The organism is Kitasatospora sp. NPDC002543 (genome assembly GCF_053594915.1).
On sequence record NZ_JBSFWR010000006.1, the window covers coordinates 28,175 to 52,015 of the forward strand.

Consider the following 23,841-nt stretch of genomic DNA (forward strand, 5'->3'; position numbering starts at 1 on the left):
GGAACAGCCATGAACGCCGTTGCCGAGAACGTCGTCCGAGGCGCGCACACCCACCAGTGGCGCGGCCTGATCGAGGAGTACCGGGACCGCCTGCCGGTCACCGCGGCCACCCCGGTGGTCACCCTGCTGGAGGGCGGTACGCCCCTGGTCCCCGCCCAGGTGCTGTCCGAACGCACCGGCTGCGAGGTCTACCTCAAGGTCGAGGGCGCCAACCCGACCGGGTCCTTCAAGGACCGCGGGATGACGATGGCCATCTCCAAGGCCAAGGAGGAGGGCGCGCAGGCGGTCATCTGCGCGTCCACCGGCAACACCTCGGCCTCCGCCGCCGCGTACGCGGTGCGGGCCGGGATGGTCTCCGCCGTGCTCGTCCCGCAGGGCAAGATCGCCCTCGGCAAGATGGGCCAGGCGCTGGTGCACGGCGCCCGGATCCTCCAGGTCGACGGGAACTTCGACGACTGCCTCACCCTCGCGCGTGAACTGTCCGAGAAGTACCCGGTGGCCCTGGTCAACTCGGTCAACCCGGTGCGGATCGAGGGCCAGAAGACCGCGGCCTTCGAGATCGTCGACATGCTCGGCGACGCCCCGGACATCCATGTCCTGCCGGTCGGCAACGCGGGCAACATCACCGCGTACTGGAAGGGCTACCGCGAGTACTCCGCGGACGGCCTGGCCACCCGCACCCCGCGGATGTGGGGCTTCCAGGCCTCCGGCTCGGCGCCGATCGTGGACGGCGCGCCGGTGCTCAAGCCGCAGACCATCGCCACCGCGATCCGGATCGGCAACCCGGCCTCGTGGGACTTCGCGCTCGCCGCGCGGGACGAGTCCGGCGGCCTCATCGACAAGGTGACGGACCGTCAGATCCTGTCCGCCTACCGGCTGTTGGCCTCGCAGGAAGGCGTCTTCGTGGAGCCCGCCTCGGCCGCCTCGGTGGCCGGCCTGCTGGCCAAGGCGGAGGCCGGCCTGGTCGACCCGGGCCAGCGGATCGTCTGCACCGTGACCGGCAACGGCCTGAAGGACCCGGACTGGGCGGTGGCCGGCGCGCCGCAGCCCCAGATCGTCCCGATCGACCCGGAGGCCGCCGCCCGCAGCCTCGGACTGCTCGACCGGTAGAGGGGCCTGACACCTCGACGGGTCGACCCTTTCGGGGGTCGGCCCGTCGGAGTTCCCGACTGACACTTTTGTGTCAATCGGCCTGCGCATGGCGATCCCTTTCCGTCGCTCCCCCCGGCGGAGGGGGGTGTGCATTCCGGCCAGAACCGGCAACACACCAGATCGAAGGCCCACGGGGTGTACCGCTCGGGAACCTCTCTTCGATACTCTGGCCTCGGCCGTGCGGCACATGCCCCGGGCCCGGCGGGTCCGGGCCGAGCCGACCGCCGCGACCGCCCGCCCCGACGGGCCGTGGTCCGATCCCCGCCCTCGCACCGACGACGCGCTCCGCGCCGCCCGATTTCCCCAGGAGAGTCCACCGCATGGCCGGTCCTGCGTTCCGTGCCGCCGCCGTCCGGGTCAGGGTTCCCGCGACCAGCGCCAACCTCGGCCCGGGTTTCGACGCCTTCGGGCTCGCGCTGGGTCTGTACGACGACGTGGTCGTCCGGGTCTCCGACTCCGGCCTGTCCGTCGACATCGCCGGCGAGGGTGCCGACACGCTTCCGCGCGACGAGCGCCACCTGCTGGTCCGCTCGATGCGCGCCGCCTTCGACCGGCTCGGCGGCCAGCCGCGGGGCCTCGAAGTGGTCTGCGCCAACCGGATACCGCACGGCCGCGGCCTCGGCTCCTCCTCGGCCGCCATCTGCGCCGGCATCGTGGCCGCCCGAGCGGTGACCATCGGCGGTCCGTCCGCGCTGGACGACGACGCGCTGCTGGCCCTCGCCTCCGAGCTGGAGGGCCACCCGGACAACGTCGCGGCCTGTCTGCGCGGCAACTTCACCATCGCCTGGACCGACGAGGAGTCGGCCAAGGCGATCGCGCTGGAGCCGTCCGAGCAGGTCGTCCCGGTGGTGTTCGTACCGGCCGGCGAGGTGCTCACCGAGACCGCGCGCGGACTGCTGCCGAAGACCGTCCCGCTGGCCGACGCGGCCGTCAACGCGGGCCGCTCCGCACTGCTGGTGGAGGCGCTGACCCGGCGCCCCGAACTGCTCCTCGCCGCCACCGAGGACCGGCTCCACCAGGACTACCGCTCCTCCGCCATGCCGGACAGCGCCGCACTGGTCGGCGCACTGCGCGCCGAGGGCGTTCCCGCGGTCATCTCCGGGGCCGGACCGACCGTCCTGGCGCTCACCGACGAGGCGGGCGCGGACAAGGTGCTCTCCTTCGCCGGGCACCACGGCCACGGCGGCGACCCGGCGTTCGCCGCGCACCGGCTGGACGTCGACCGCACCGGGGCCGTCGTGCTCCCGCTGGACGTCTGAGCAGCCCGAACGGGCCGTCCGGGGCCCGGCACCGGCACCCTGCCGAGCCGGCCCCGACGGACACGATTGGCAAGCGCAAGGCTGGGGAATGTCTGAGGGGGTCGGTAGTGTTAACCTCATTGCTGCACCAGGTGCCCTCCGGGGCTAGGTGCGCCGCGTCCCGATCCCAGCACTCCACGGCAGTGGAGTCCCGGCGATGCACGGGGCGACGATTCTCCGGGAGCCCACCGCAGCGCGTACGCAGCCTGCCTGCGCGACATGCGGCCGCATCCCGAAGCCGTGACACGGCACCTGACTCCCACCCGCGGCCTCCCACCTAGAGGCCAGGACGGGCGGAGCGCGGGCCACCGTCACGCGACGGGGGCCCGGGATTCGCAGGGAGCGTGGGGGTTACGCCCTCAGGGGAGGTCGACACACGACCGGCCCACGCGCCACTTTGCACCACCGTGCTTCATGCACCGCACCTCGTACGTAGCTCTCCCTCGACGGGCTCCCGCCATTCGAGGGATCACCGCCTCGGACCGACGCAGTCGAGCGTTGGTCAGGACAGCACAACCGGTCGCCGAGCCAGACAGGCCGACGTCCGCTCCAGGGAAGGACCCTTAGTGAGCGACTCCACCGATCTGATGGGCGCGCGCCCGGACGCCGACGCGTCGGACGCAGCCGCCCCCGCTGCCCCGGCGCGGCGCCGCCGCAGTGCCGCCGCGGGCCTGGACGGCATGGTCCTGGCCGAGCTCCAGAAGCTCGCCGCGGATCTTGGCATCACCGGTACCGGACGCATGCGCAAGAGCCAGCTGATCGAGACCATCAAGGAGAAGAGCGGCGGGGACCCGCTGCTCGCCGCCGGTGGCACCGCCGCCCCGGCCGCCAAGCGCACCGCCGCCAAGGCGGACGCCGAGGCCCCGGCCGAGAAGCCGGCCCGCCGCACCAAGGCCGCCGCCAAGGCCCCGGCCGAGGCTCCGGCCGAGGCCGCCGAGCCGCAGGCCCAGATCGAGATCCCGGTCCAGGCCGCCGCCGAGACCGCCGCGCCGGCCCGCGCCGAGCGCACCCGCCGCCGTGCCACCTCGGCCGCCGGCGCGCCCGCCGCCCCGGCCGCGGAGGCCGCCACCGAGGCCGCCGGTGTCGCGGTCGCCGAGCCGAAGCAGGCCGAGACCCGCCCGGCCGAGACCCGTGGCTTCGAGGGCCGCGAGGACGGCCGCGAGAGCCGCCGGGACCGCCGTGAGCGCCGTGAGCGCCGCGACGGCACCGAGCGCACGGAGCGCACCGAGCGCACCGAGCGTGCCGACCGCCAGGAGGGCGGCGAGGCCCAGGACGGCGACGGCCGCGAGTCCCGCCGGGACCGCCGCAACCGCCGCGAGCGCGCCGACCGCCAGTCCTCCCAGCAGGGCGGCGGCCAGCAGCAGGGCGGCCAGGCCGACCAGCAGGGCCGCCAGGCCCCGCAGGCCCAGCAGCCGCAGGCCCAGCAGGGCGGCTACGACGACGACGAGTTCGGCGAGGGCCGCCGGGGCCGGCGCGGGCGCTACCGCGACCGCCGCGGCCGCCGCGGCCGTGACGGCTTCGAGGCCGGCACCGTCGAGCCGCAGATCGGCGAGGACGACGTCCTGATCCCGGTCGCGGGCATCCTCGACATCCTCGACAACTACGCGTTCGTGCGGACCTCCGGCTACCTGCCGGGCCAGAACGACGTCTACGTCTCGCTCGCCCAGGTCCGCAAGAACGGCCTGCGCAAGGGTGACGCCATCACCGGCGCGGTGCGCCAGCCGCGCGAGGGCGAGCGCCGCGAGAAGTTCAACGCCATGGTGCGGCTGGACTCCGTCAACGGCATGGACCCGGAGAGCGGCCGCGGCCGTCCCGAGTTCAACAAGCTCACCCCGCTGTACCCGCAGGAGCGGCTGCGCCTGGAGACCGACCCGGGCGTGCTGACCACCCGGATCATCGACCTGGTGTCGCCGATCGGCAAGGGCCAGCGCGGTCTGATCGTCGCGCCGCCGAAGACCGGCAAGACCATGGTGCTCCAGGCGGTCGCCAACGCGATCACCCACAACAACCCCGAGTGCCACCTGATGGTCGTCCTGGTCGACGAGCGTCCGGAAGAGGTCACCGACATGCAGCGGTCGGTCAAGGGCGAGGTCATCTCCTCGACCTTCGACCGCCCGGCCGAGGACCACACCACCGTCGCCGAGCTGGCCATCGAGCGCGCCAAGCGCCTTGTGGAGCTGGGCCACGACGTGGTCATCCTGCTGGACTCGATCACCCGCCTCGGCCGCGCCTACAACCTGGCGGCGCCGGCCTCCGGCCGCATCCTGTCCGGTGGTGTCGACTCGACCGCGCTGTACCCGCCGAAGAAGTTCTTCGGTGCCGCGCGCAACATCGAGAACGGCGGCTCGCTGACCATCCTGGCCACCGCGCTGGTCGAGACCGGCTCGCGCATGGACGAGGTGATCTTCGAGGAGTTCAAGGGCACCGGCAACATGGAGCTCAAGCTCGACCGGAAGCTCTCGGACAAGCGCATCTTCCCGGCCGTCGACGTGGACGCCTCCAGCACCCGCAAGGAGGAGATCCTGCTCGGCAGCGAGGAGTTGGCCATCGTCTGGAAGCTGCGCCGGGTGCTGCACGCGCTCGACTCGCAGCAGGCGATCGAGCTGCTCCTGGACAAGATGAAGCAGACCAAGAGCAACGCCGAGTTCCTGATGCAGATCGCCAAGACCACCCCCGGCTCCGGCGACTGACCGTAGCCGGACGGCTGTCGAAGCACGGAACCCCGGATCGCGCGAGCGGTCCGGGGTTCCGTGCGTCCGGACCACTTTGTTCCAGAGTCGGGACAACTTGGGGGCGTTTGGATCATGTTGTCCGATTTACTCTGGACCGTATGGCCGAGCACAAGAGGGTCCTGAGTCGCCGCCGCAGAGTCCTGCGGACGGCCGCCTGCGCGTTCGCCGCGCTCGTCGTCCTCGGTGCCGGCGCGGCCCTCTTCGCCTACTTCAGGTTCAACGGCAACATCAAGAGCGTCGACATCGACGGCCGGCTCGGCGACGCCCGGCCGCCGGCCGCCACCGACGGCTCCTTCAACATCCTGGTGCTCGGGTCCGACTCGCGCTCCGGCGACAACGGCTCGATGGCCGGCGGGGACACCGGCGAGACCGCCCGCTCGGACACCGCGATGGTGGTGCACATCAACCAGGACCACTCCCGCGCCGAGGTCGTCTCGATCCCGCGCGACACCCTGGTCACCCGCCCCGACTGCGCCGACGCGAGCGGCCGGACGGTGGCCGGCGCCAAGCGCGCGATGTACAACAGCGCCTTCGAGAGCGGCGGCGCGGCCTGCGCGGTCAAGACCACCGAGCAGCTCACCGGCCTGCGGATGGACCACTACCTGCAGATCGACTTCGCCGGCTTCGCCCGGGTCGTGGACGCGATAGGCGGGGCCACCGTGACGACCACGGTGGCCATCCACGACAAGGACAGCGGGCTCGACCTGCAGCCCGGCGAGCACCACCTGGACGGCCAGCAGGCGCTGGCCTTCGTGCGCACCCGGCACGGCGTCGGCGACGGCAGCGACCTCGGCCGGATCGAGCTCCAGAAGCAGATGGTCAGGTCGCTGCTGCGGCAGGTCGGGGGGAGCGGGATGCTCACCAACCCGGTCAAGCTGTGGTCGATCGGCGACACCGTGACCAAGAGCATCACCACCGACTCCGCGCTCGGCTCGGTGAACTCGCTGGTGGGGCTCGCCCAGGAGCTCAAGGGCATAGGCCCGGACCAGCTGAGCATGGTCACCCTGCCGGTGGAGACCGCCCCCAGCGACCCGAACCGGGTGGTCCCGCAGCAGCCGCAGGCCGGGCAGGTCTGGGCGGCGCTCAAGGCCGACCAGCCGTTCCCGTCGGCGGTCGTCTCCGCGCAGCCGGAGAATCCCGCCCAGGCGGCTCCCACGGCCGCCGCGGCGCCCTCCGGGCGGACGGCGGGGAAGCCGACCGCGAAGGCCACCGCGGCCCGCTGAGCACGGCCGCGGGCCCGCGTCGAGGGGGTGCCAGAGAGGGCGGGGGCAGGGCGCCGGGGGCGTCCGGAATATCCCGGAACGCGACCCGGTTTGGGAAGATGCGGCTGGTCCTGGCAGACTGGTCCGTCGGTCCCGGTTCACGTGCGGTGCTCCAGCCGCCGACCCGGTGCCCTCCCGAAACCTAGGAGAACCCCTTGAAGCCCAACGTTCACCCCGAGTACGTGGTCACGCGCGTGACCTGCACCTGCGGCGCCGAGTTCACCACCCGCTCGACCGAGACCAGTGGCGAGATCCGCGCCGAGGTCTGCTCGCAGTGCCACCCGTTCTACACCGGCAAGCAGAAGATCCTCGACACCGGTGGCCGCGTGGCCCGCTTCGAGGCCCGCTTCGGCAAGCAGCACAGCGCGAAGGCCTAGCGCTCCCTCGGCGCCGGTTCCCGGCGCCCCCGTACTCGTTCCGGGGGCGCCAGGGGGCCGGCGCCGTTCGCGTCCCCCCGCACGTTCCGCACCCCCCACACGTTTCCGAGTCCCCGGGAAGAAGGCCACCCCATGTTCGAGGCAGTCGAAGAGCTCCTCGTCGAGCACGCCGACCTCGAGACGAGGCTGGCCGACCCGTCCGTCCACGCCGACCAGAACAACGCCCGCAAGCTGGCCAAGCGGTACGCCGAGCTGACCCCGATCACCCGGGTCTACCGGCAGTGGCGGCAGGCCGGCGAGGACATCGAGGCCGCGCGTGAACTCGCCGCCGAGGAGCCGGAGTTCCTCTCCGAGGTGAAGGACTCCGAGGCCCGCCGGGACGAGCTCACCGAGGAGCTGCGGCTGCTCCTGGTGCCGCGCGACCCGAGCGACGACAAGGACGTCATCCTGGAGATCAAGGCGGGCGAGGGCGGCGAGGAGTCCGCGCTGTTCGCCGGCGACCTGCTCCGGATGTACCTGCGCTTCGCGGAGCGGATCGGCTGGAAGACCGAGATCATCGACTCCAATGAGTCCGACCTCGGCGGCTACAAGGACGTCTCGGTGGCCGTGAAGACCAAGGGCAACGCCGAGCCCGGCCAGGGCGTCTGGGCCCGGCTGAAGTACGAGGGCGGCGTGCACCGCGTGCAGCGCGTCCCCGCCACCGAGTCGCAGGGCCGCATCCACACCTCCGCGGCGGGCGTGCTGGTCACCCCCGAGGCGGAGGAGGTCGAGGTCGAGATCCTCGCCAACGACCTGCGGATCGACGTCTACCGCTCCTCCGGCCCCGGCGGCCAGTCGGTCAACACCACCGACTCCGCGGTCCGGATCACCCACCTGCCGACCGGTATCGTGGCGTCCTGCCAGAACGAGAAGAGCCAGCTCCAGAACAAGGAGCAGGCGATGCGCATCCTGCGTTCGCGACTGCTGGCCGCCGCGCAGGAGGAGGCCGAGCGGGAGGCCTCGGACGCGCGCCGCAGCCAGGTCCGCACGGTGGACCGCTCCGAGCGGATCCGCACGTACAACTACCCCGAGAACCGCATCTCGGACCACCGCACCGGATTCAAGTCGTACAACCTGGACCAGGTCCTGGACGGCGACCTGAACGCGGTGATCCAGTCCTGCGTCGACAAGGACGCGGCGGCCAAGCTCGCCGCGGCCCAAGAGAACTGAGACCGGCGCGCCCCAGCCCGCGTTTCGCCCGAAGCCGGAGAAACAAGAGGTCGTACGGATGAACCTGCTGCTCGCCGAGGTGGCCCAGGCCACCCAGCGGTTGGCCGCGGCCGGCGTGCCGTCGCCGCGCTTCGACGCGGAGGAGCTCGCCGCCTACGTCCACAACGTCAAGCGCAGCCAGCTGCACACGGTGAAGGACGCCGACTTCGACGCCCGGTACTGGGAGGCGGTCTCCCGGCGGGAGGCGCGCGAGCCGCTCCAGCACATCACCGGGCGGGCGTTCTTCCGCTACCTCGAACTGGCGGTCGGCCCCGGGGTGTTCGTGCCCCGGCCGGAGACCGAGACGGTCGTCGAGTGGGCGATAGACGCGGTGCGCGACATGGACGTGGCCGAGCCGCTGGTGGTCGACCTGTGCTCCGGCTCCGGCGCGATCGCGCTCGCCCTGGCCCAGGAGCTGCCGCGCTCGACCGTGCACGCCTTCGAACTGGACGAGGGCGCGCTGGAGTACACCCGGCGCAACATCGAGGCCAGCCCCGACCGCGCGCGGGTCACCCTGCACGCCGGTGACGCCACCAGGGCCTTCGAGGACGACCGCTCCTGGGACGGCCGCTTCGACCTGGTCATCTCCAACCCGCCGTACATCCCGCTCACCGAGTGGGAGTACGTCGCGCCGGAGGCCCGCGACCACGACCCGCAGATGTCCCTGTTCTCCGGTGAGGACGGCCTGGACACCATCCGCGGCATCGAGCGGGTCGCGGCCCGGCTGCTGCGCCCGGGCGGCGCGGTGGTGATCGAGCACGCCGACCAGCAGGGCGGCCAGGTGCCGTGGATCTTCAACGAGGAACACGGCTGGACGGACACCGCCGACCACCGTGACCTGAACAACCGGCCGCGCTTCACGACCGCCCGGAGGGTCGGGTCGTGAAGAGTCGAGCACCGTACGACCGCCCGGAGGGTCGGGTCGTGAACATCAAGCGCCGTACGACCGCGCGCAAGGCCGCGCTGTGACCACAGCGACGGCCGTGGTGACTGCCATGAGCCACTCCGGAAGGGGACCGCACCGATGAGCCGCCGCTACGACTGTGCCGATGCCGGGGACCGCGCCACCGGTCTGCGCGAGGCCGCCTCGGCCATCCGCCGCGGCGAACTCGTCGTGCTGCCCACCGACACCCTGTACGGGGTCGGTGCGGACGCCTTCTCCCCGGAGGCCGTCGGCGAGCTGATGGCCGCCCGCGGCCGCGGCCGCAACACGCCGTCGCCGGTGCTGGTCGGCTCGCCGACCACCCTGCACGGGCTGGTCACCGACTTCTCCGAGCAGGCCTGGGAGCTGGTCGACGCCTTCTGGCCCGGCGGCCTCACCCTGGTCGCCCGCCACCAGCCCTCGCTGCGCTGGGACCTCGGCGACACCCGCGGCACCGTCGCGGTCCGGATGCCGCTGCACCCGGTCGCGATCGAGCTGCTGAACGCCACCGGCCCGCTGGCCGTCTCCAGCGCCAACCGGATCGGCGGGCCCTCCCCGCTGACCTGTGACGAGGCGCAGGCCCAGCTCGGCGACGCGGTCTCGGTCTACCTGGACGGCGGGGCGGCCGTCGATTCCGCCACCTCGTCGATCGTCGACGTCACCGGCAAGGTCCCGGTCCTGCTGCGGGCCGGTGCGATCAGCGTCGAGCAGCTGAGGGAGGTCGTCCCCGACCTGGAGGCCGGCAGTTGACGCCGACCGCCTCGCTCCACGCCGGGCCGGGCATAGCGCCGTACCTGAGCGTGGGCCCCAGGCCGCTGGACCACTTCCGGATCCTGTTCGTCTGCACGGGGAACATCTGCCGCTCGCCGATCGCCGAGCGGCTGACCCGGCGTGAGCTGGACACCCGGCTGAGCCCCCGGGTGGCCGGGCGGATCCTGGTGGAGAGCGCCGGGACCTGGGGCCACGAGGGCGCGCCGATGGAGGACCACGCCGCGACCGTGCTCGACGAGTACGGCGCCGACAGCGGTGGCTTCACCGGCCGCGAGCTGCTGGACGAGCACGTGGTCGAGGCCGACCTGGTGCTCACCGCGACCCTGGACCACCGCGCCCAGGTGATCTCGATGGGCCACGAGGCGGGGCTGCGGACCTTCACGTTGAAGGAGTTCACCCGGCTGGTGCGGACGATAGACCCGGGCACCCTGCCGGACCCCCGGCGCGGCGCCGACGTCACCGAGCGGGCCCGCGCGCTGGTCCGGGCGGCCGCCGCGCTGCGCGGCTGGCTGCTGGCCGCCACCCCGGAGTCGGACGAGCTGGACGACCCGTACGGGGCGCCGATCGGCATGTTCCGCAACTGCGGCGAGGAGATATTCCACGCGGTCGACCCGGTGGTCACCGCGCTCACCGGCGTTCCCGCGCCGCGCTGACGCGCCGCCCCTGGCCGTCCTGGCCCGTCGCGCTCCCGCACCGCCCCACCCCCGGGCTCCCTCTCCGGATGGCTCCCGGCGTCGAAGGGGGCCGTCCGGCCGCGGCTCGGCGAGCCGGGTCGCGGCGGCGGTCCTACGCTGGGTGACACAGTCCCCGCAGCGCCCGGGAGCCCCGCCATGACCGTCACCGATGCCGCGACCGGACCGACCGCGACCACCGGGCGCCCCTGGGCGTCCGGGGCGCTGCACCGGGCCGATCCGCAGCTGGCCGACCTGCTGGCCGCGGAGTCCGAGCGGCGCGCCGAAACGATCCAGCTGCTGGCGGGGGAGAACCTGACCACCCCGGCCGTCCTGGCGGCGCTCACCGGCCCGCTGATCGACAAGTACGCCGAGGGCTACCCGGGCCGCCGGCACCACACCGGCTGCGCGCTGGCGGACGCCGCCGAGCTGCTGGCGATCGACCGGGCCCGTGAGCTGTTCGCCGCCCCGCACGCCAACGTCCAGCCGCGGTCGGTGACTTCGGCGATGCTGGCGGCGTACGCGGCGCTGCTGCGGCCCGGCGACGGGGTGCTGGCGATGTCGCTGGAGCACGGCGGCCACCTCAGCTGCGGCTCGCGCGCCAACTTCTCCGGTCGCTGGTTCGCCTTCACCGGCTACGGCGTGCGCGAGTCCGACGGGCTGATCGACCTCGACCAGGTCCGCGACCTGGCCCGGGAGCACCGTCCCAAGGCCATCGTGGCGGGATCGATCTCGTACCCCCGGCACCCGGACTGGGCGGCGTTCCGGGAGATCGCCGACGAGGTGGACGCCTATCTGATCGCTTCCGCCGCGCAGATCACCGGGCTGATCGCGGCCGGGGTGGCGCCCTCCCCGGTGCCGTACGCGGACGTCACGGTGGCGGCCACCCACAAGCTGCTGCGCGGTCCGCGCGGCGGGCTGCTGCTGTGCACGGCGGAGCTGGCCGAGCGGATCGACCGGGCGGTGTTCCCGTTCAGCCAGGGCGGCGCGGCGATGAACGAGGTGGCCGGCAAGGCGGTGGCCCTCGCGGAGGCCTCCGGGCCCGCGTACCGGGCGTACGCGCAGCGGACGGTGTCCGGGGCGCGGGCGCTCGCCACGGGGCTCGCAGAGGCCGGAACGCGCCTGCTGACGGGCGGTACGGACACCCACCTGGTGACGGCCGACGTGAGCCCGCTCGGGGTGAGCGGCGCGGAGGCCGAGCGGCGCTGCGCCGCGGCCGGGCTGCTGCTCGGCAAGTGCGCGCTGCCGTACGACCCGGCCCCGGCCGCCGAGACCTCCGGCATCCGGCTGGGCACGGGCACGGTGACCAGTCAGGGGATGGGGGAGCCGGAGCTGACCGAGATCGCCGGGCTGATCGCGCGGGTGGTCACCGGTGGCGCGTCCGCCCCGGCCGCGGCGCGGGTCCGGGAGCTGGCGCTGGCCTTCGCCGACCGGGCCTGACGGAGGCCCTCGCCGAGTATCCGGATCTCCTACCCCGGAGGGCGAACCGCGATGCACGGTCCCGGCGTCCGACTCAATAAGGTGTGTGCCGTGGCGACGCACCTCGAACCCCGGGAAGGCAGGGGAGTACCTTCGGTACCCCCCCGTTCGACAGTGATGCAGGAGGCCAGTGGTGCGTGAGTATCTGCTGGTGCTGTTCTGCACCGCCGCCGTCACCTATCTGCTGACCGGCCCGGTGCGGAAGTTCGCCATCGCGGCCGGCGCCATGCCGCCGGTGCGCGCCCGCGACGTGCACCGCGAGCCCACGCCGCGGCTCGGCGGCATCGCGATGTTCGGCGGACTGTGCGCGGGCATCCTGGTCGCCTCGCAGCTCGACAACCTGAGCAAGGTGTTCTCCCAGGGCACCGACATCCGCGCGCTGCTGTCCGGGGCCGGGATCATGTTCCTGCTCGGGGTGCTGGACGACAAGTGGGGCGTGGACGCGCTGGTGAAGCTCGGCGGCCAGATGATCGCGGCCGGCGTGATGGTCTGGCAGGGCGTCACGGTGATCACCCTCCCGGTGCCCGGCGTCGGCCCGGTCGCGGTGAGCCCGACCCAGGGCATGGTCATCTCGGTCACCCTGGTCGTCGTCATGGTCAACGCGGTGAACTTCATCGACGGCCTGGACGGTCTGGCCGGCGGCATGGTCTGCATCGCCGCGATGGCGTTCTTCCTGTACAGCTACCGGCTCTGGTACGGCTACACGATCTCCGACGCGGCCCCCGCCGTGCTGTTCAGCGTGCTGCTGATCGGCATGTGCCTGGGCTTCCTGGCGCACAACATGCACCCCGCGCGGATCTTCATGGGCGACTCCGGCTCGATGATGCTGGGCCTGATGCTGGCCGTCGCCGCGATCTCCATCACCGGCCGGGTCGACCCCGACCTGATCAGCAGCGAGACCGGTTCGCAGACCGCCACCGTGCACACCCTGGTGCCGATCTACATCCCGCTGCTGCTGCCGCTGACGGTCATCGCCCTGCCGCTGGCCGACCTGCTGCTCGCGGTGGTGCGCCGGACCTGGGCCGGCCAGTCCCCGTTCGCCGCGGACAAGCGGCACCTGCACCACCGGTTGCTCCAGGTCGGTCACTCGCACAGCCGTGCCGTACTGATCATGTACTTCTGGGCCGCGCTGATCGCCTTCGGCACGGTGGCCTTCTCGGTGACCAACACCGGCCGCACCGTCGTCCTGGCGCTCGCCGGGCTCTGCCTGGTCGGCCTGGTGGTGCTGCTCACCCCGCGGTTCCGGCCGCGCGCCCCGCGGGCGGTGCAGTCCTTCGTCCCCCCGCGCTACCGCCGCCGGCAGACCGGTCCGATGGCCGAACTGTCGGCGAAGGACAAGCAACTCCTCGGTGAAGCCGGCGAGGGATCCGGCGTGGGGTCCACCGCGACCGGCCGACACGACAGGGCCACCGGCCGCCGCTGACAAGGGAGTTGATGTCCCCTCAGAGGGCGTTCACCCGAATGGCGGAGCCGTTGCGCCGTTGGTGTGACAGGTGCCACACATTCATGGTAAAGCTCTCATCAAATAGTTTGTGATACCGTTCACGAGTATCGAGAACACGCCGAAAGACCTGACAGGTGGATGACTTCCGTCCCTGTCGGTCTCCCTCACCGGGCCCGTCGTTCCCATGGCGGCCCGCGGCGATGCCTCGGTCCGGTGTCATCCGCCACCGCTGTGCCCGTCCCCCCGCCATCGACATGCCGCCGGAGCTGCCGACATGCCGTCCACCGACGCCCGGATCCTCCGAGGCGCCGCGATTCCCACTGCGGTCGCCGGGATCATCGCCATGGCGATCTCCTTTGCCGTTGCCGGTGGGAAGGGGCTGCTCGGCGCCCTGTTCGGCGCGCTCCTCGTGATGGCCTTCTTCAGCTTCGGCCAGGTCGCGCTCGACCGGCTGACCAGGTCGAACCCGCAGATCATGATGGCCGCGGCGCTGCTGGTGTACACCACGCAGATCCTGCTGGTCGGCATCGTGCTCGCGGTGTTCAAGGACACCGAGCTGTTCAACCGGCAGGCCTTCGCGTTCACCCTGCTCGGCTGCGCCCTGATCTGGACGGGCTTCCAGGTGCGCGGAGCACTCAAGGCCAAGACCTTCTACGTCGACCCCGACGCCTCCGAAAAGAAGGGCGACAAGCCCTCCGACAAGGGGCGTCAACAGTGACGAGGCCCAACTGTCCCCCCAACGAGGGGGGCGGTGTTTATGCCGCGCTGACGGGCTGCTATCGTCCGTCGCAACAACGGAGTACGGGAAGAGGCCAGGTCTGTCCGGACAGCGGACGGATCGCCCCCCTGATCCGCGCAGTCTTCGATGATCCCGCTGTGGTGCCGTGCACCGGCGCGCGGGGTCGGCGAGAAACCCATCAAGTTCCAGTGCCGCTCCGTGGTCGCAGGCCACGCCGACACACCGAGGTTGCCGTAACCATGCGTCACGACGAAGGAGTCCGCGGTGAGTGCTGAACTCACGTCCCTCGCCTCAGGCAGTTGCCACTTCGGGGACGCTGGCTGTGGCTTCCCGGCCCCGGGTCTGAACGAGTTCCAGTTCAAGCCGATCTTCTCGATCGGCAGCATCGAGTTCAACAAGCCGATGCTGCTGTCGATCATCGTCGCGCTCCTGGTCGTCGGGTTCTTCTGGGCCGCCTTCGCCAAGCCGCGCCTCGTTCCCGGCAAGCTGCAGCTGGTCGGTGAGATCGGCTACGACTTCGTCAAGCGCTCCATCGTGCTGGAGACGATCGGCAAGAAGGGCGAGAAGTACGTCCCGATGCTGGTCTCGATGTTCTTCTTCATCTGGTTGATGAACATCATGTCGATCATCCCGTTCGCACAGTTCCCGGTGTCGGCGGCGATCGCGTTCCCGGCCGGCCTCGCGGCGGTCGTGTGGATCACCTACATGACGCTGACCTTCAAGAAGCACGGCTTCGTCGGCGGTCTCAAGAACCTCTGCTGGCCGTCGGGCATCCCCGGCTGGGTCATGTTCATCCTGGTGCCGATCGAGTTCTTCTCGAACATCTTCGTGCGCCCCTTCACGCTCGCGGTCCGAGCCTTCGCGAACATGTTCGCCGGCCACCTGCTGATCGTGATGTTCTCCATCGCCTCCTGGTACCTGCTCAGCCCGTCCCTGGGCGCGCTGTACGGCTCGGCCTCGTTCATCGTCGCCGTCGGCCTGACCGCCTTCGAGCTGCTGGTCCAGTTCCTGCAGGCCTACATCTTCGTGATGCTGGCCAGCAGCTACATCGCCGGTGCCCTGGAAGAGGCGCACTGAGCCCCGGGGCCACGGCCCCGCCGAGAACCACCTCCCGGATCGCCCGGTGGCCAATCACCACCGGATCACCACCCTGCAAAGGACAACGTCAATGAGCATCCTCGCTGAGGGCACTGTCTACGGTTCCGTCGCCTCCCTGGGCTACGGCCTCGCCGCCATCGGCCCCGGCATCGGCGTCGGTCTGATCTTCGGTAACGGTGTCCAGGCCATGGCCCGCCAGCCCGAGGCTGCCGGTCTCATCCGTTCCAACATGTTCATCGGCTTCGCGCTGACCGAGGCGCTCGCCCTCATCGGCATCGTCATGCCGTTCGTCTTCGGCAACAAGTAATCCCGCCGTAGACCCTTTCTGAGGAAGGTCCAGATATGAGCATGGCGATCGTCCAGCTCGCGTCCGAGGAGAAGATGAACCCTCTCCTCCCCGCGTGGCCCGAGATCATCATCGGCCTGCTCTGCTTCTTCATCGTCTTCGGTCTGCTCGGCAAGAAGCTCCTCCCCAGCATCGAGAAGGTGCTGTCGGAGCGCCGGGACGCGATCGAGGGCGGGATGGAGCGCGCCGAGGCCGCCCAGGCGGAGGCCCAGGCCCTGCTTGAGCAGTACCGCGCCGAGCTCGCCGAGGCGCGCCACGAGGCTGCCCGCATCGTCGAGCAGGCTCGCGAGCAGGGTGCCGCCCAGCTCGCCGAGATGCGCGAGGAGGGCCAGCGTCAGCGCGAGGCCATCGTCGCCGCCGGTCACGCCCAGATCGAGGCGGACAAGAAGCAGGCCACTGCCGCCCTGCGTCAGGACGTGGGCTCGCTGGCCACCCAGCTGGCGTCCCGCATCGTGGGTGAGTCCCTCGAGGACCACACCCGGCAGAGCGGTGTCATCGACCGCTTCCTGGACGAGCTGGAGGCCAAGGCCGCCGTTGCTCAGGGTGCGGCCAAGTGATCGGCGCCAGCCGCGAGGCCCTCGCTGCCGGCCGGCAGAACCTGGAGAGCCTGACCGACTCCACCTCGGTGGACGCGGCCAAGCTCGCCGAGGAGCTCACCGCCGTCACGGCCGTGCTGGACCGTGAGGTGTCGCTGCGCCGAGTCCTGACCGACCCGTCCCGGTCGGGCCAGGACAAGGCCCAGCTGGTCACCTCGCTGCTGACCGGCCAGGTCTCCGGCGAGGCCGTCGACCTGGTCTCCGGTCTGGTCCGCTCCCGCTGGTCGGGCTCGCGCGACCTGGTGGACGCGACCGAGGAGCTCGCCGCCTACGCGGAGATCATCGCCGCGGACAAGGCCGGCGCCCTGGACGACGTCGAGGACGAGCTCTTCCGCTTCGGTCGGGTGGTGAGCGGTTCGCACGAGCTGCGGGCCGCGCTGACCGAGCCGAAGGCCGGTGCCGTCGCGAAGGCCGAGCTGATCAAGAAGCTGCTCGGCGGCCGCGCCAACGCCGGCACCGTCCGGCTGGTCACCGCCCTCGTCAACGTGCCGCGTGGCCGTAGCCTGGAGCAGGGCCTCGAGTCCTACTCGAAGCTCGCCGCCGCGCGCCGCGGCCGCGTGGTGGCCCTGGTCACCACCGCGGTGCCGCTGTCGGACACCCAGAAGGAGCGCCTGTCCGGTGCTCTGGCCCGGATGTACGGCCGCCAGGTCCACCTGAACATCGACGTCGACCCCGAGGTCGTCGGCGGCGTCCGGGTGCAGATCGGCGACGAGATCATCAACGGCACCGTGTCGAGCCGCCTCGAAGGCGCTCGCCAGTCGCTCGAAGGCTGAGCACCGAAGCAGCACATCCGACCCTCGGTCGGGAAACCGGCTCCACCGGAGTCGGGCAAACGTACGGCCGGTTCGGAAGACCCGGCCGAGAGTCGAATACTTGCGGCCCTCAATGGCGGGCCGAGGATCGCAAACTAGGAGAGCAGGGAAGCCTGATGGCGGAGCTTACGATCCGTCCGGAGGAGATCCGGGACGCGCTGGCCGACTTTGTCCAGTCGTACCAGCCGGACGCCGCTTCTGTGGAAGAGGTCGGCACGGTCACTGACGCGGCGGACGGCATCGCGCATGTCGAGGGCCTGCCCTCGGTCATGGCGAACGAGCTGCTGAAGTTCGAGGACGGCACGCTCGGCCTCGCGCTGAACCTCGACACCCGCGAGATCGGTGTCGTCGTCCTCGGTGAGTTCGGCGGCATCGAAGAGGGCCAGACCGTGCGCCGCACCGGCGAGGTCCTCTCGGTTCCGGTCGGCGACGGCTACCTCGGCCGCGTCGTGGACCCGCTGGGCAACCCGATCGACGGCCTGGGCGACATCGCCGCCACCGGTCGCCGCGCCCTGGAGCTGCAGGCCCCCGGCGTCATGGCCCGCAAGTCGGTCAAGCAGCCGCTGCAGACCGGCATCAAGGCCATCGACGCGATGACCCCGATCGGCCGCGGCCAGCGCCAGCTGATCATCGGCGACCGCCAGACCGGCAAGACCGCGGTGGCCGTCGACACGATCATCAACCAGCGTGACAACTGGCGCTCGGGCGACCCGGAGAAGCAGGTCCGCTGCATCTACGTCGCCGTGGGCCAGAAGGGCTCCACCATCGCGTCCGTCCGCGGCGCCCTGGAGGAGGCCGGCGCGCTGGAGTACACCACCATCGTGGCCGCTCCCGCCTCCGACCCGGCCGGCTTCAAGTACCTCGCCCCGTACACCGGCTCGGCCATCGGCCAGGAGTGGATGTACGACGGCAAGCACGTCCTGATCATCTTCGACGACCTGTCGAAGCAGGCCGAGGCCTACCGTTCCGTCTCCCTGCTGCTGCGCCGCCCGCCGGGCCGCGAGGCCTACCCGGGTGACGTCTTCTACCTGCACTCCCGCCTGCTGGAGCGCTGCGCCAAGCTGAACGACGCCCTGGGCGGCGGCTCGATGACCGGTCTGCCGATCATCGAGACCAAGGCCAACGACGTCTCGGCGTACATCCCGACCAACGTCATCTCCATCACCGACGGCCAGTGCTTCCTGGAGTCCGACCTGTTCAACGCCGGCATCCGCCCGGCCGTGAACGTCGGTATCTCGGTCTCCCGCGTCGGTGGCTCCGCCCAGATCAAGGCCATGCGCTCGGTCGCCGGCCGCCTGCGTCTGGACCTCGCCCAGTACCGCGAGCTGGAGGCCTTCGCCGCCTTCGGTTCCGACCTGGACGCGGCCTCCAAGGCCCAGCTGGAGCGCGGTGCGCGCATGGTCGAGCTGCTGAAGCAGGGCCAGTACCAGCCGTTCCCGGTCGAGGAGCAGGTCGTCTCCATCTGGGCCGGCACCAACGGCAAGCTGGACGACGTCCCGGTCGCCGAGATCCGCCGCTTCGAGCGCGAGTTCCTGGACCACGTCCGCCTCCAGCACAAGGACCTGCTGGCCGGCATCGTGGAGACCGGTCTGCTCGCCGACGGCACCGTCGACGCCCTGACCAGCGCGATCGATGCCTTCAAGCAGGGTTACCAGACGGCTGACGGCAAGCTGCTCTCCGAGCAGGCCTGAGTCCGGTAGCGAGGGAAAGGACGTAACGACCCATGGGAGCACAGCTTCGGGTCTACAAGCGCCGGATCCGCTCTGTCACCGCGACGAAGAAGATCACCAAGGCGATGGAGATGATCTCCGCGTCGCGCATCGTCAAGGCGCAGCGCGCGGTGGCCGCCTCCACTCCGTACGCCGACGAGCTCACCCGGGCGGTGACGGCGGTGGCCACCCGGTCCAACGCCAAGCACCCGCTCACCACCGAGAACCCGAACGCCAAGCGCGCGGCGGTCCTGCTGATCACGGCGGACCGCGGCCTGGCGGGCGGCTACTCGACCAATGCCATCAAGGCCGCCCAGTCGCTCACCGAGCGCCTCAAGGCCGAGGGCAAGGACGTGGTGACGTACATCATCGGCCGCAAGGGCGTCTCGTACTACACGTTCCGCGGCCTGACGGTCGCGGGCTCGTGGACGGGGTTCTCGGACAAGCCGACCTACGGTGACGCGAAGACCGTGGCGGTCGACCTGATCGAGGCCTTCACGGCCGAGACCGGCGGCGTGGACGAGCTCCACCTGATCTCGACCGAGTTCGTGTCCATGCTGACGCAGAACGCGATCGAGGCGCGGCTGCTGCCGCTGAAGCTGGACGAGGTCCAGCTCAGCGACCAGAAGCCGGCCAAGTCGGAGATCTTCCCGCTGTACGACTTCGAGCCGTCGGCGGAGGGCGTCCTGGACGCGCTCCTGCCGCGGTACGTCGAGAGCCGGATCTACAACGCGCTGCTGCAGTCGGCCGCTTCCGAGCACGCCGCCCGCCGCCGCGCGATGAAGAGCGCGACGGACAACGCCGGCGAGCTCATCAAGTCGCTCACGCGGCTTGCCAACTCGGCCCGTCAGGCCGAGATCACCCAGGAAATCAGCGAGATCGTCGGTGGCGCCAACGCGCTCGCTGACGCGAGCCGCGGGAGCGAATGAGTATGACCACCACTGTTGAGCCGACCACGGCGACGGGCCGCGTCGCGCGGGTCATCGGCCCGGTCGTCGACGTGGAGTTCCCCGTCGACGCGATTCCGGACATGTACAACGCCCTGCACGTCGAGGTGGACAACCCCGACGGCTCGGGCAAGAAGACCCTGACCCTCGAGGTCGCCCAGCACCTCGGCGACGGCATGGTCCGCGGCATCTCGATGCAGCCGACCGACGGCCTGGTCCGTGGCTCGCAGGTCACCGACACCGGTGCCGCGATCTCCGTCCCGGTCGGCCAGATCACCAAGGGCAAGGTCTTCAACGCCCTCGGCGACGTGCTGAACGTGGACCAGGCGGAGTTCGACAAGCAGGTCGAGGTCCGCTGGCCGATCCACCGCACCGCTCCGGCGTTCAAGGACCTCGAGTCCAAGACGGAGATGTTCGAGACCGGCATCAAGGTCATCGACCTGCTCACCCCGTACGTCCAGGGTGGCAAGATCGGTCTGTTCGGTGGTGCCGGTGTCGGCAAGACCGTTCTGATCCAGGAGATGATCTACCGCGTCGCCGAGAACTTCGGTGGTGTGTCGGTGTTCGCCGGCGTCGGCGAGCGCACCCGTGAGGGCAACGACCTCATCGACGAGATGGTCGACTCGGGCGTTCTGGACAAGACCGCGCTGGTCTTCGGCCAGATGGACGAGCCGCCGGGCACCCGTCTGCGCGTCGCGCTCTCCGCGCTGACCATGGCGGAGTACTTCCGTGACGTCGAGAAGCAGGACGTGCTCCTCTTCATCGACAACATCTTCCGGTTCACCCAGGCCGGTTCCGAGGTGTCGACCCTGCTCGGCCGCATGCCCTCCGCGGTGGGCTACCAGCCGAACCTGGCCGACGAGATGGGCCTCCTGCAGGAGCGCATCACCTCGACCCGCGGTCACTCGATCACCTCGATGCAGGCGATCTACGTCCCCGCGGACGACCTGACCGACCCGGCGCCGGCCACCACCTTCGCCCACCTGGACGCGACCACCGTTCTGTCGCGCCCGATCTCGGAGAAGGGCATCTACCCGGCCGTCGACCCGCTGGACTCCACGTCCCGCATCCTCGACCCGCGGTACATCGCGCAGAACCACTACGACACGGCCCTCCGTATCAAGGGGATCCTGCAGAAGTACAAGGACCTCCAGGACATCATCGCGATCCTCGGTATCGACGAGCTGTCCGAAGAGGACAAGATCACGGTCCACCGTGCCCGTCGCGTCGAGCGCTTCCTCTCGCAGAACACCTACGTGGCGAAGCAGTTCACCGGTGTCGAGGGCTCGACCGTGCCGCTGTCGGAGACCATCGAGGCCTTCAACGCGATCGCGGACGGCAAGTACGACTCCGTCCCGGAGCAGGCCTTCTTCATGTGCGGTGGCATCGAGGACCTCGAGAAGAACGCCGCCGAGCTGGCGAAGAAGTAATCGCGGCCGGTAGCAGCTGTGCGTGACCGTGAGGGGTGGCCCCCGAGCCTGGGGACCACCCCTCGCGTCGCATCGGCTGTGATTCCGGTCAAATCCGTGCCGCCGGTTTCATGCCGGAGGCGCGGGGCCGTTATTCTTACCGAAACTCCCGAGTAATCGGGCGTTGCATGAGCCTAGGAGCCCACGTTGGCTGAGCTGCACGTCGAGCTGGTCGCAGCCGACCGCAAGGTGTGGTCCGGTGCGGCCACCATCGTCGTCGCCCGTACGGCCTCCGGTGACACCGGCATCATGCCGGGACACACCCCGGTGCTGAGCGTGCTGGAGACCGGTCCCGTCACCATCCGCACGGTGGACGGCGGCACCGTGATCGCCGCGGTGCACGGCGGCTTCATCTCGTTCGCCGACAACAAGCTGTCTCTGCTCGCGGAGATCGCCGAGCTGGCGGACGAGATCGACGTCGCGCGTGCCGAGCGCGCACTGGAGAAGGCCAAGTCGGACCTGGACGAGCACGCCGAGCGTCGCGCCGAGGTCCGTCTGTTCGCGGCGCGCGGCCTCAAGGCCCACGCCTGAGTGCGCCGGACCCCGGCTTAGCGGGGTCGACCGACGGTCCCGGGGACGCGTGAGCGTGACCCCGGGACTGTCGTCGTAGTTGGTAGGTCAGGGCGGTCGCTTCATACGACCGTTACGGGGAACGCGGGTAGCGAGGAGGTGGGTGAGCATGGTCCTCGCGCTTGTGCTGTGTGCGGCGGTCGTGGCCCTGGGAGTGATCGGGCTGATGGCCTTCGCCGTCAGGCGCCGCCTGATCCAGCGGGTCGGCGGCACCTTCGACTGCAGTTACCGGCTCAAAATGCCCGCCGACGCCTCGACGCAGCCCGACCTCGACGAGAACGGCAAACCCACCTCAGCCCCGGTCCCCCCGACCGACGGCAAGGGGTGGGTTTTTGGTATCGGCCGCTACAGCGGTGACTCGATCGAATGGTTCCGGGTCTTCTCGTACGCCCCTCGCCCGCGCAAGGTGCTGCCGCGCCGGGAGATCGAGGTGCTCGGCCGGCGCTACCCCGAGGGCCAGGAGGAGCTCGCGCTGCTGTCCGGCTCGGTGGTGCTGCGCTGCCTGCACAACGGGGCACCGCTGGAGCTGGCGATGAGCGAGGACGCGCTGACCGGCTTCCTGGCCTGGCTGGAGGCAGCGCCCCCGGGGCAGCGAGTCAACGTGGCGTAGCGACGAGACTCGATGGGGGCACCTCCCGGCCGGAGGCTGGGGGACAACGTGGCGTAGCGACGGGACTCGATGGGGGCACCTCCCGGCCGGAGGCTGGGGGACAACGTGGCGTGGCGACGGGACTCGGTGGGGGCACCTCCCGGCCGGAGGCTGGGGGACAACGTGGCGTAGCGACGGGACTCGGTGGGGGCACCTCCCGGCCGGAGGCCGGGGGACGACGTCGCGTAGCGGGGCCGACGCCGCCCGGCCCGGCGGCTAGTCTGGCCGCATGGTCAATCTGACGCGCATCTACACCCGTACCGGCGATGACGGCACCACCGCGCTCGGCGACATGAGCCGGACCAGCAAGACGGACCCGCGGCTGGTCGCGTACGCGGACACCAACGAGGCCAACGCGGCGATCGGGGTGGCCCTGGCGGTCGGGGAGCTGCCGGAGCCCATGACGGCGGTGCTCGTCCGGGTCCAGAACGACCTGTTCGACGTCGGCGCCGACCTGTCCACCCCGGTGGTGGAGGACCCGAAGTACCCGCCGCTGCGGGTGCTGCAGTCCTACGTCGACCGGCTGGAGGCGGACTGCGACGAGTACCTGGCGCAGGTGGAGAAGCTGCGCAGTTTCATCCTGCCCGGCGGCACGCCCGGTGCGGCCCACCTGCACCTGGCCTGCACGGTGGTGCGGCGGGCCGAGCGGGCGACCTGGGCGGCGATCGCGGAGCACGGCGACAGCGTCAACCCGCTGACCGCGAAGTACCTCAACCGGCTGTCCGACCTGCTGTTCATCCTGGCCCGGGTGGCCAACAAGGAGCGCGGCGACGTGCTCTGGGTCCCGGGCGAGAACCGCTAGGCCCCGAGCGGGCACCCGCTCCGGGCAGGCCGGCGCCCGTCCGCGGACCCGTCCCCCGTGGGGGTCCGCGGACGGGCGCCGGCGGTTCTCAGGACCGGTCCGCCGGGGTGCGGGCGGGCTCGGTGCCGGTGGCGGCCTTCTCCGTGACCACCCGGCCGTTCTCGACCGTCACTCCGGCCGGGGCCTCCTTGGGCCAGAGCGAGTAGCAGCCGGCCACGACCACGTTGACGACGGCCGCGATGCCCAGCTTCCAGTACCACTGGGCGAAGGTGCCGAAGTGCGCGGAGCCGTCGGAGAGCGGGACGAGCAGGCTGATCAGGCTCAGCGTGATCGCGGCGGACACCACGGTCCGGCCGGCGACCTGCCACTCGTACCTGGTCCGCTCCGGCCCGTACTTCGGCGAGGGCAGCGGCTTGGGCCCGCCGGCGAAGCGGTGCTGGAAGTGCCGGTCGGCCCAGCGGACCAGCGAGGGGCCGTAGCCGATCGAGAAGCCCGCGTAGCTCGCGGCCAGCGCGTGCGTCCAGCTCGCGGTGGCGCCGCCGCGCAGGTCGAGGACGGTGAGGGCGTACAGGGTGAGGTCGACCACCGGCAGGCCGATCAGCAGCACGGTGCTGGTGCGGCGCCACCGGAGCAGGTAGCGGCTGGCGAGGCCGAGGCCGAGCAGGATCCAGAAGGAGATCTCGGCCGCGACGATGAGAGTGACGATCACGTTCTGCTCCCGGACGTTTTCGGTGGTGCCTCCAGCCTC

The 23,841-nt window shown here is 71.0% G+C and carries 23 protein-coding genes; 22 read left to right on the plus strand and 1 reads right to left on the minus strand.

Translation table 11 applies throughout. From position 1 onward, the window contains the following. Positions 1 to 9: 9 nt before the first annotated feature. The 22 genes from thrC to ACWD4P_RS04645 all read left to right on the plus strand — a co-directional run bounded on the left by thrC (position 10) and on the right by ACWD4P_RS04645 (position 23,093). A complete protein-coding gene (thrC, locus tag ACWD4P_RS04540; protein WP_359829557.1) occupies positions 10 to 1,110 on the plus strand; it encodes a threonine synthase in 1,101 nt (366 codons plus the stop codon). 362 nt (positions 1,111 to 1,472) lie between these two features. After that, positions 1,473 to 2,411 (plus strand): homoserine kinase, encoded by a 939-nt coding sequence (gene thrB, locus ACWD4P_RS04545; RefSeq protein ID WP_359829556.1) that lies wholly within the window; start codon positions 1,473 to 1,475, stop codon positions 2,409 to 2,411. Positions 2,412 to 3,016: 605 nt separating this feature from the next. Continuing rightward, positions 3,017 to 5,140 carry a transcription termination factor Rho gene (gene rho / locus ACWD4P_RS04550; RefSeq protein WP_449778544.1) on the plus strand — a complete coding sequence of 708 codons (2,124 nt, stop codon included), beginning with the start codon at positions 3,017 to 3,019 and terminating at the stop codon, positions 5,138 to 5,140. Between the two features lie 140 nt (positions 5,141 to 5,280). Then, a complete protein-coding gene (locus ACWD4P_RS04555; RefSeq protein WP_359829298.1) occupies positions 5,281 to 6,405 on the plus strand; it encodes an LCP family protein in 1,125 nt (374 codons plus the stop codon). A 194-nt stretch (positions 6,406 to 6,599) separates the two neighbouring features. Further along, a complete protein-coding gene (rpmE, locus tag ACWD4P_RS04560) occupies positions 6,600 to 6,821 on the plus strand; it encodes a 50S ribosomal protein L31 (protein ID WP_030057539.1) in 222 nt (73 codons plus the stop codon). A 132-nt stretch (positions 6,822 to 6,953) separates the two neighbouring features. Next, the gene (gene prfA, locus ACWD4P_RS04565; protein ID WP_359829297.1) at positions 6,954 to 8,030 is read left to right on the plus strand and encodes a peptide chain release factor 1; all 1,077 of its coding nucleotides are present in this window, start codon (positions 6,954 to 6,956) and stop codon (positions 8,028 to 8,030) included. Between the two features lie 58 nt (positions 8,031 to 8,088). After that, a complete protein-coding gene (gene prmC, locus ACWD4P_RS04570; RefSeq protein ID WP_359829296.1) occupies positions 8,089 to 8,955 on the plus strand; it encodes a peptide chain release factor N(5)-glutamine methyltransferase in 867 nt (288 codons plus the stop codon). A gap of 138 nt (positions 8,956 to 9,093) precedes the next feature. After that, entirely contained in the window at positions 9,094 to 9,741 is a 648-nt protein-coding gene (locus ACWD4P_RS04575) for an L-threonylcarbamoyladenylate synthase (protein ID WP_359829295.1), read from the plus strand. A gap of 32 nt (positions 9,742 to 9,773) precedes the next feature. Then, the gene (locus ACWD4P_RS04580) at positions 9,774 to 10,415 is read left to right on the plus strand and encodes an arsenate reductase/protein-tyrosine-phosphatase family protein (protein ID WP_355252781.1); all 642 of its coding nucleotides are present in this window, start codon (positions 9,774 to 9,776) and stop codon (positions 10,413 to 10,415) included. A 177-nt stretch (positions 10,416 to 10,592) separates the two neighbouring features. Next, a complete protein-coding gene (locus ACWD4P_RS04585; protein ID WP_359829294.1) occupies positions 10,593 to 11,873 on the plus strand; it encodes a serine hydroxymethyltransferase in 1,281 nt (426 codons plus the stop codon). Positions 11,874 to 12,045: 172 nt separating this feature from the next. Beyond that, positions 12,046 to 13,335 carry an MraY family glycosyltransferase gene (locus ACWD4P_RS04590; protein WP_359829293.1) on the plus strand — a complete coding sequence of 430 codons (1,290 nt, stop codon included), beginning with the start codon at positions 12,046 to 12,048 and terminating at the stop codon, positions 13,333 to 13,335. Positions 13,336 to 13,630: 295 nt separating this feature from the next. Then, a complete protein-coding gene (locus tag ACWD4P_RS04595) occupies positions 13,631 to 14,074 on the plus strand; it encodes a hypothetical protein (protein WP_359829292.1) in 444 nt (147 codons plus the stop codon). Between the two features lie 285 nt (positions 14,075 to 14,359). Further along, positions 14,360 to 15,172, plus strand: coding sequence for a F0F1 ATP synthase subunit A (gene atpB, locus ACWD4P_RS04600; protein WP_449778545.1), 813 nt, complete (start codon positions 14,360 to 14,362; stop codon positions 15,170 to 15,172). A gap of 91 nt (positions 15,173 to 15,263) precedes the next feature. Then, a complete protein-coding gene (gene atpE, locus ACWD4P_RS04605) occupies positions 15,264 to 15,500 on the plus strand; it encodes an ATP synthase F0 subunit C (RefSeq protein ID WP_031074289.1) in 237 nt (78 codons plus the stop codon). 41 nt (positions 15,501 to 15,541) lie between these two features. Next, on the plus strand, positions 15,542 to 16,096 hold the full coding sequence (locus tag ACWD4P_RS04610) for a F0F1 ATP synthase subunit B (protein WP_359830931.1): 555 nt from the start codon (positions 15,542 to 15,544) through the stop codon (positions 16,094 to 16,096). Then, positions 16,093 to 16,908 carry a F0F1 ATP synthase subunit delta gene (locus ACWD4P_RS04615; RefSeq protein WP_359830929.1) on the plus strand — a complete coding sequence of 272 codons (816 nt, stop codon included), beginning with the start codon at positions 16,093 to 16,095 and terminating at the stop codon, positions 16,906 to 16,908. Before ACWD4P_RS04610 ends, ACWD4P_RS04615 begins: the two co-directional genes overlap by 4 nt. Positions 16,909 to 17,063: 155 nt before the next feature. Beyond that, entirely contained in the window at positions 17,064 to 18,638 is a 1,575-nt protein-coding gene (atpA, locus tag ACWD4P_RS04620) for a F0F1 ATP synthase subunit alpha (protein ID WP_359830927.1), read from the plus strand. Between the two features lie 32 nt (positions 18,639 to 18,670). Continuing rightward, complete coding sequence (locus ACWD4P_RS04625) at positions 18,671 to 19,585, plus strand: F0F1 ATP synthase subunit gamma (protein WP_449778546.1); 915 nt, start codon at positions 18,671 to 18,673, stop codon at positions 19,583 to 19,585. A gap of 2 nt (positions 19,586 to 19,587) precedes the next feature. Further along, on the plus strand, positions 19,588 to 21,033 hold the full coding sequence (atpD, locus tag ACWD4P_RS04630) for a F0F1 ATP synthase subunit beta (protein WP_359829785.1): 1,446 nt from the start codon (positions 19,588 to 19,590) through the stop codon (positions 21,031 to 21,033). Positions 21,034 to 21,219: 186 nt separating this feature from the next. Further along, positions 21,220 to 21,603, plus strand: a complete 384-nt coding sequence (locus ACWD4P_RS04635) for a F0F1 ATP synthase subunit epsilon (RefSeq protein WP_030057524.1) — start codon at positions 21,220 to 21,222, stop codon at positions 21,601 to 21,603. A gap of 148 nt (positions 21,604 to 21,751) precedes the next feature. Then, entirely contained in the window at positions 21,752 to 22,252 is a 501-nt protein-coding gene (locus ACWD4P_RS04640) for a DUF2550 domain-containing protein (RefSeq protein ID WP_359829786.1), read from the plus strand. Positions 22,253 to 22,520: 268 nt separating this feature from the next. Continuing rightward, a complete protein-coding gene (locus ACWD4P_RS04645; protein WP_449778547.1) occupies positions 22,521 to 23,093 on the plus strand; it encodes a cob(I)yrinic acid a,c-diamide adenosyltransferase in 573 nt (190 codons plus the stop codon). A gap of 88 nt (positions 23,094 to 23,181) precedes the next feature. Here the strand turns inward: ACWD4P_RS04645 and ACWD4P_RS04650 are convergent, their stop codons facing one another. Then, positions 23,182 to 23,802 carry a hypothetical protein gene (locus tag ACWD4P_RS04650; RefSeq protein WP_359829788.1) on the minus strand — a complete coding sequence of 207 codons (621 nt, stop codon included), beginning with the start codon at positions 23,800 to 23,802 and terminating at the stop codon, positions 23,182 to 23,184. Between the last annotated feature and the right edge of the window lie 39 nt (positions 23,803 to 23,841).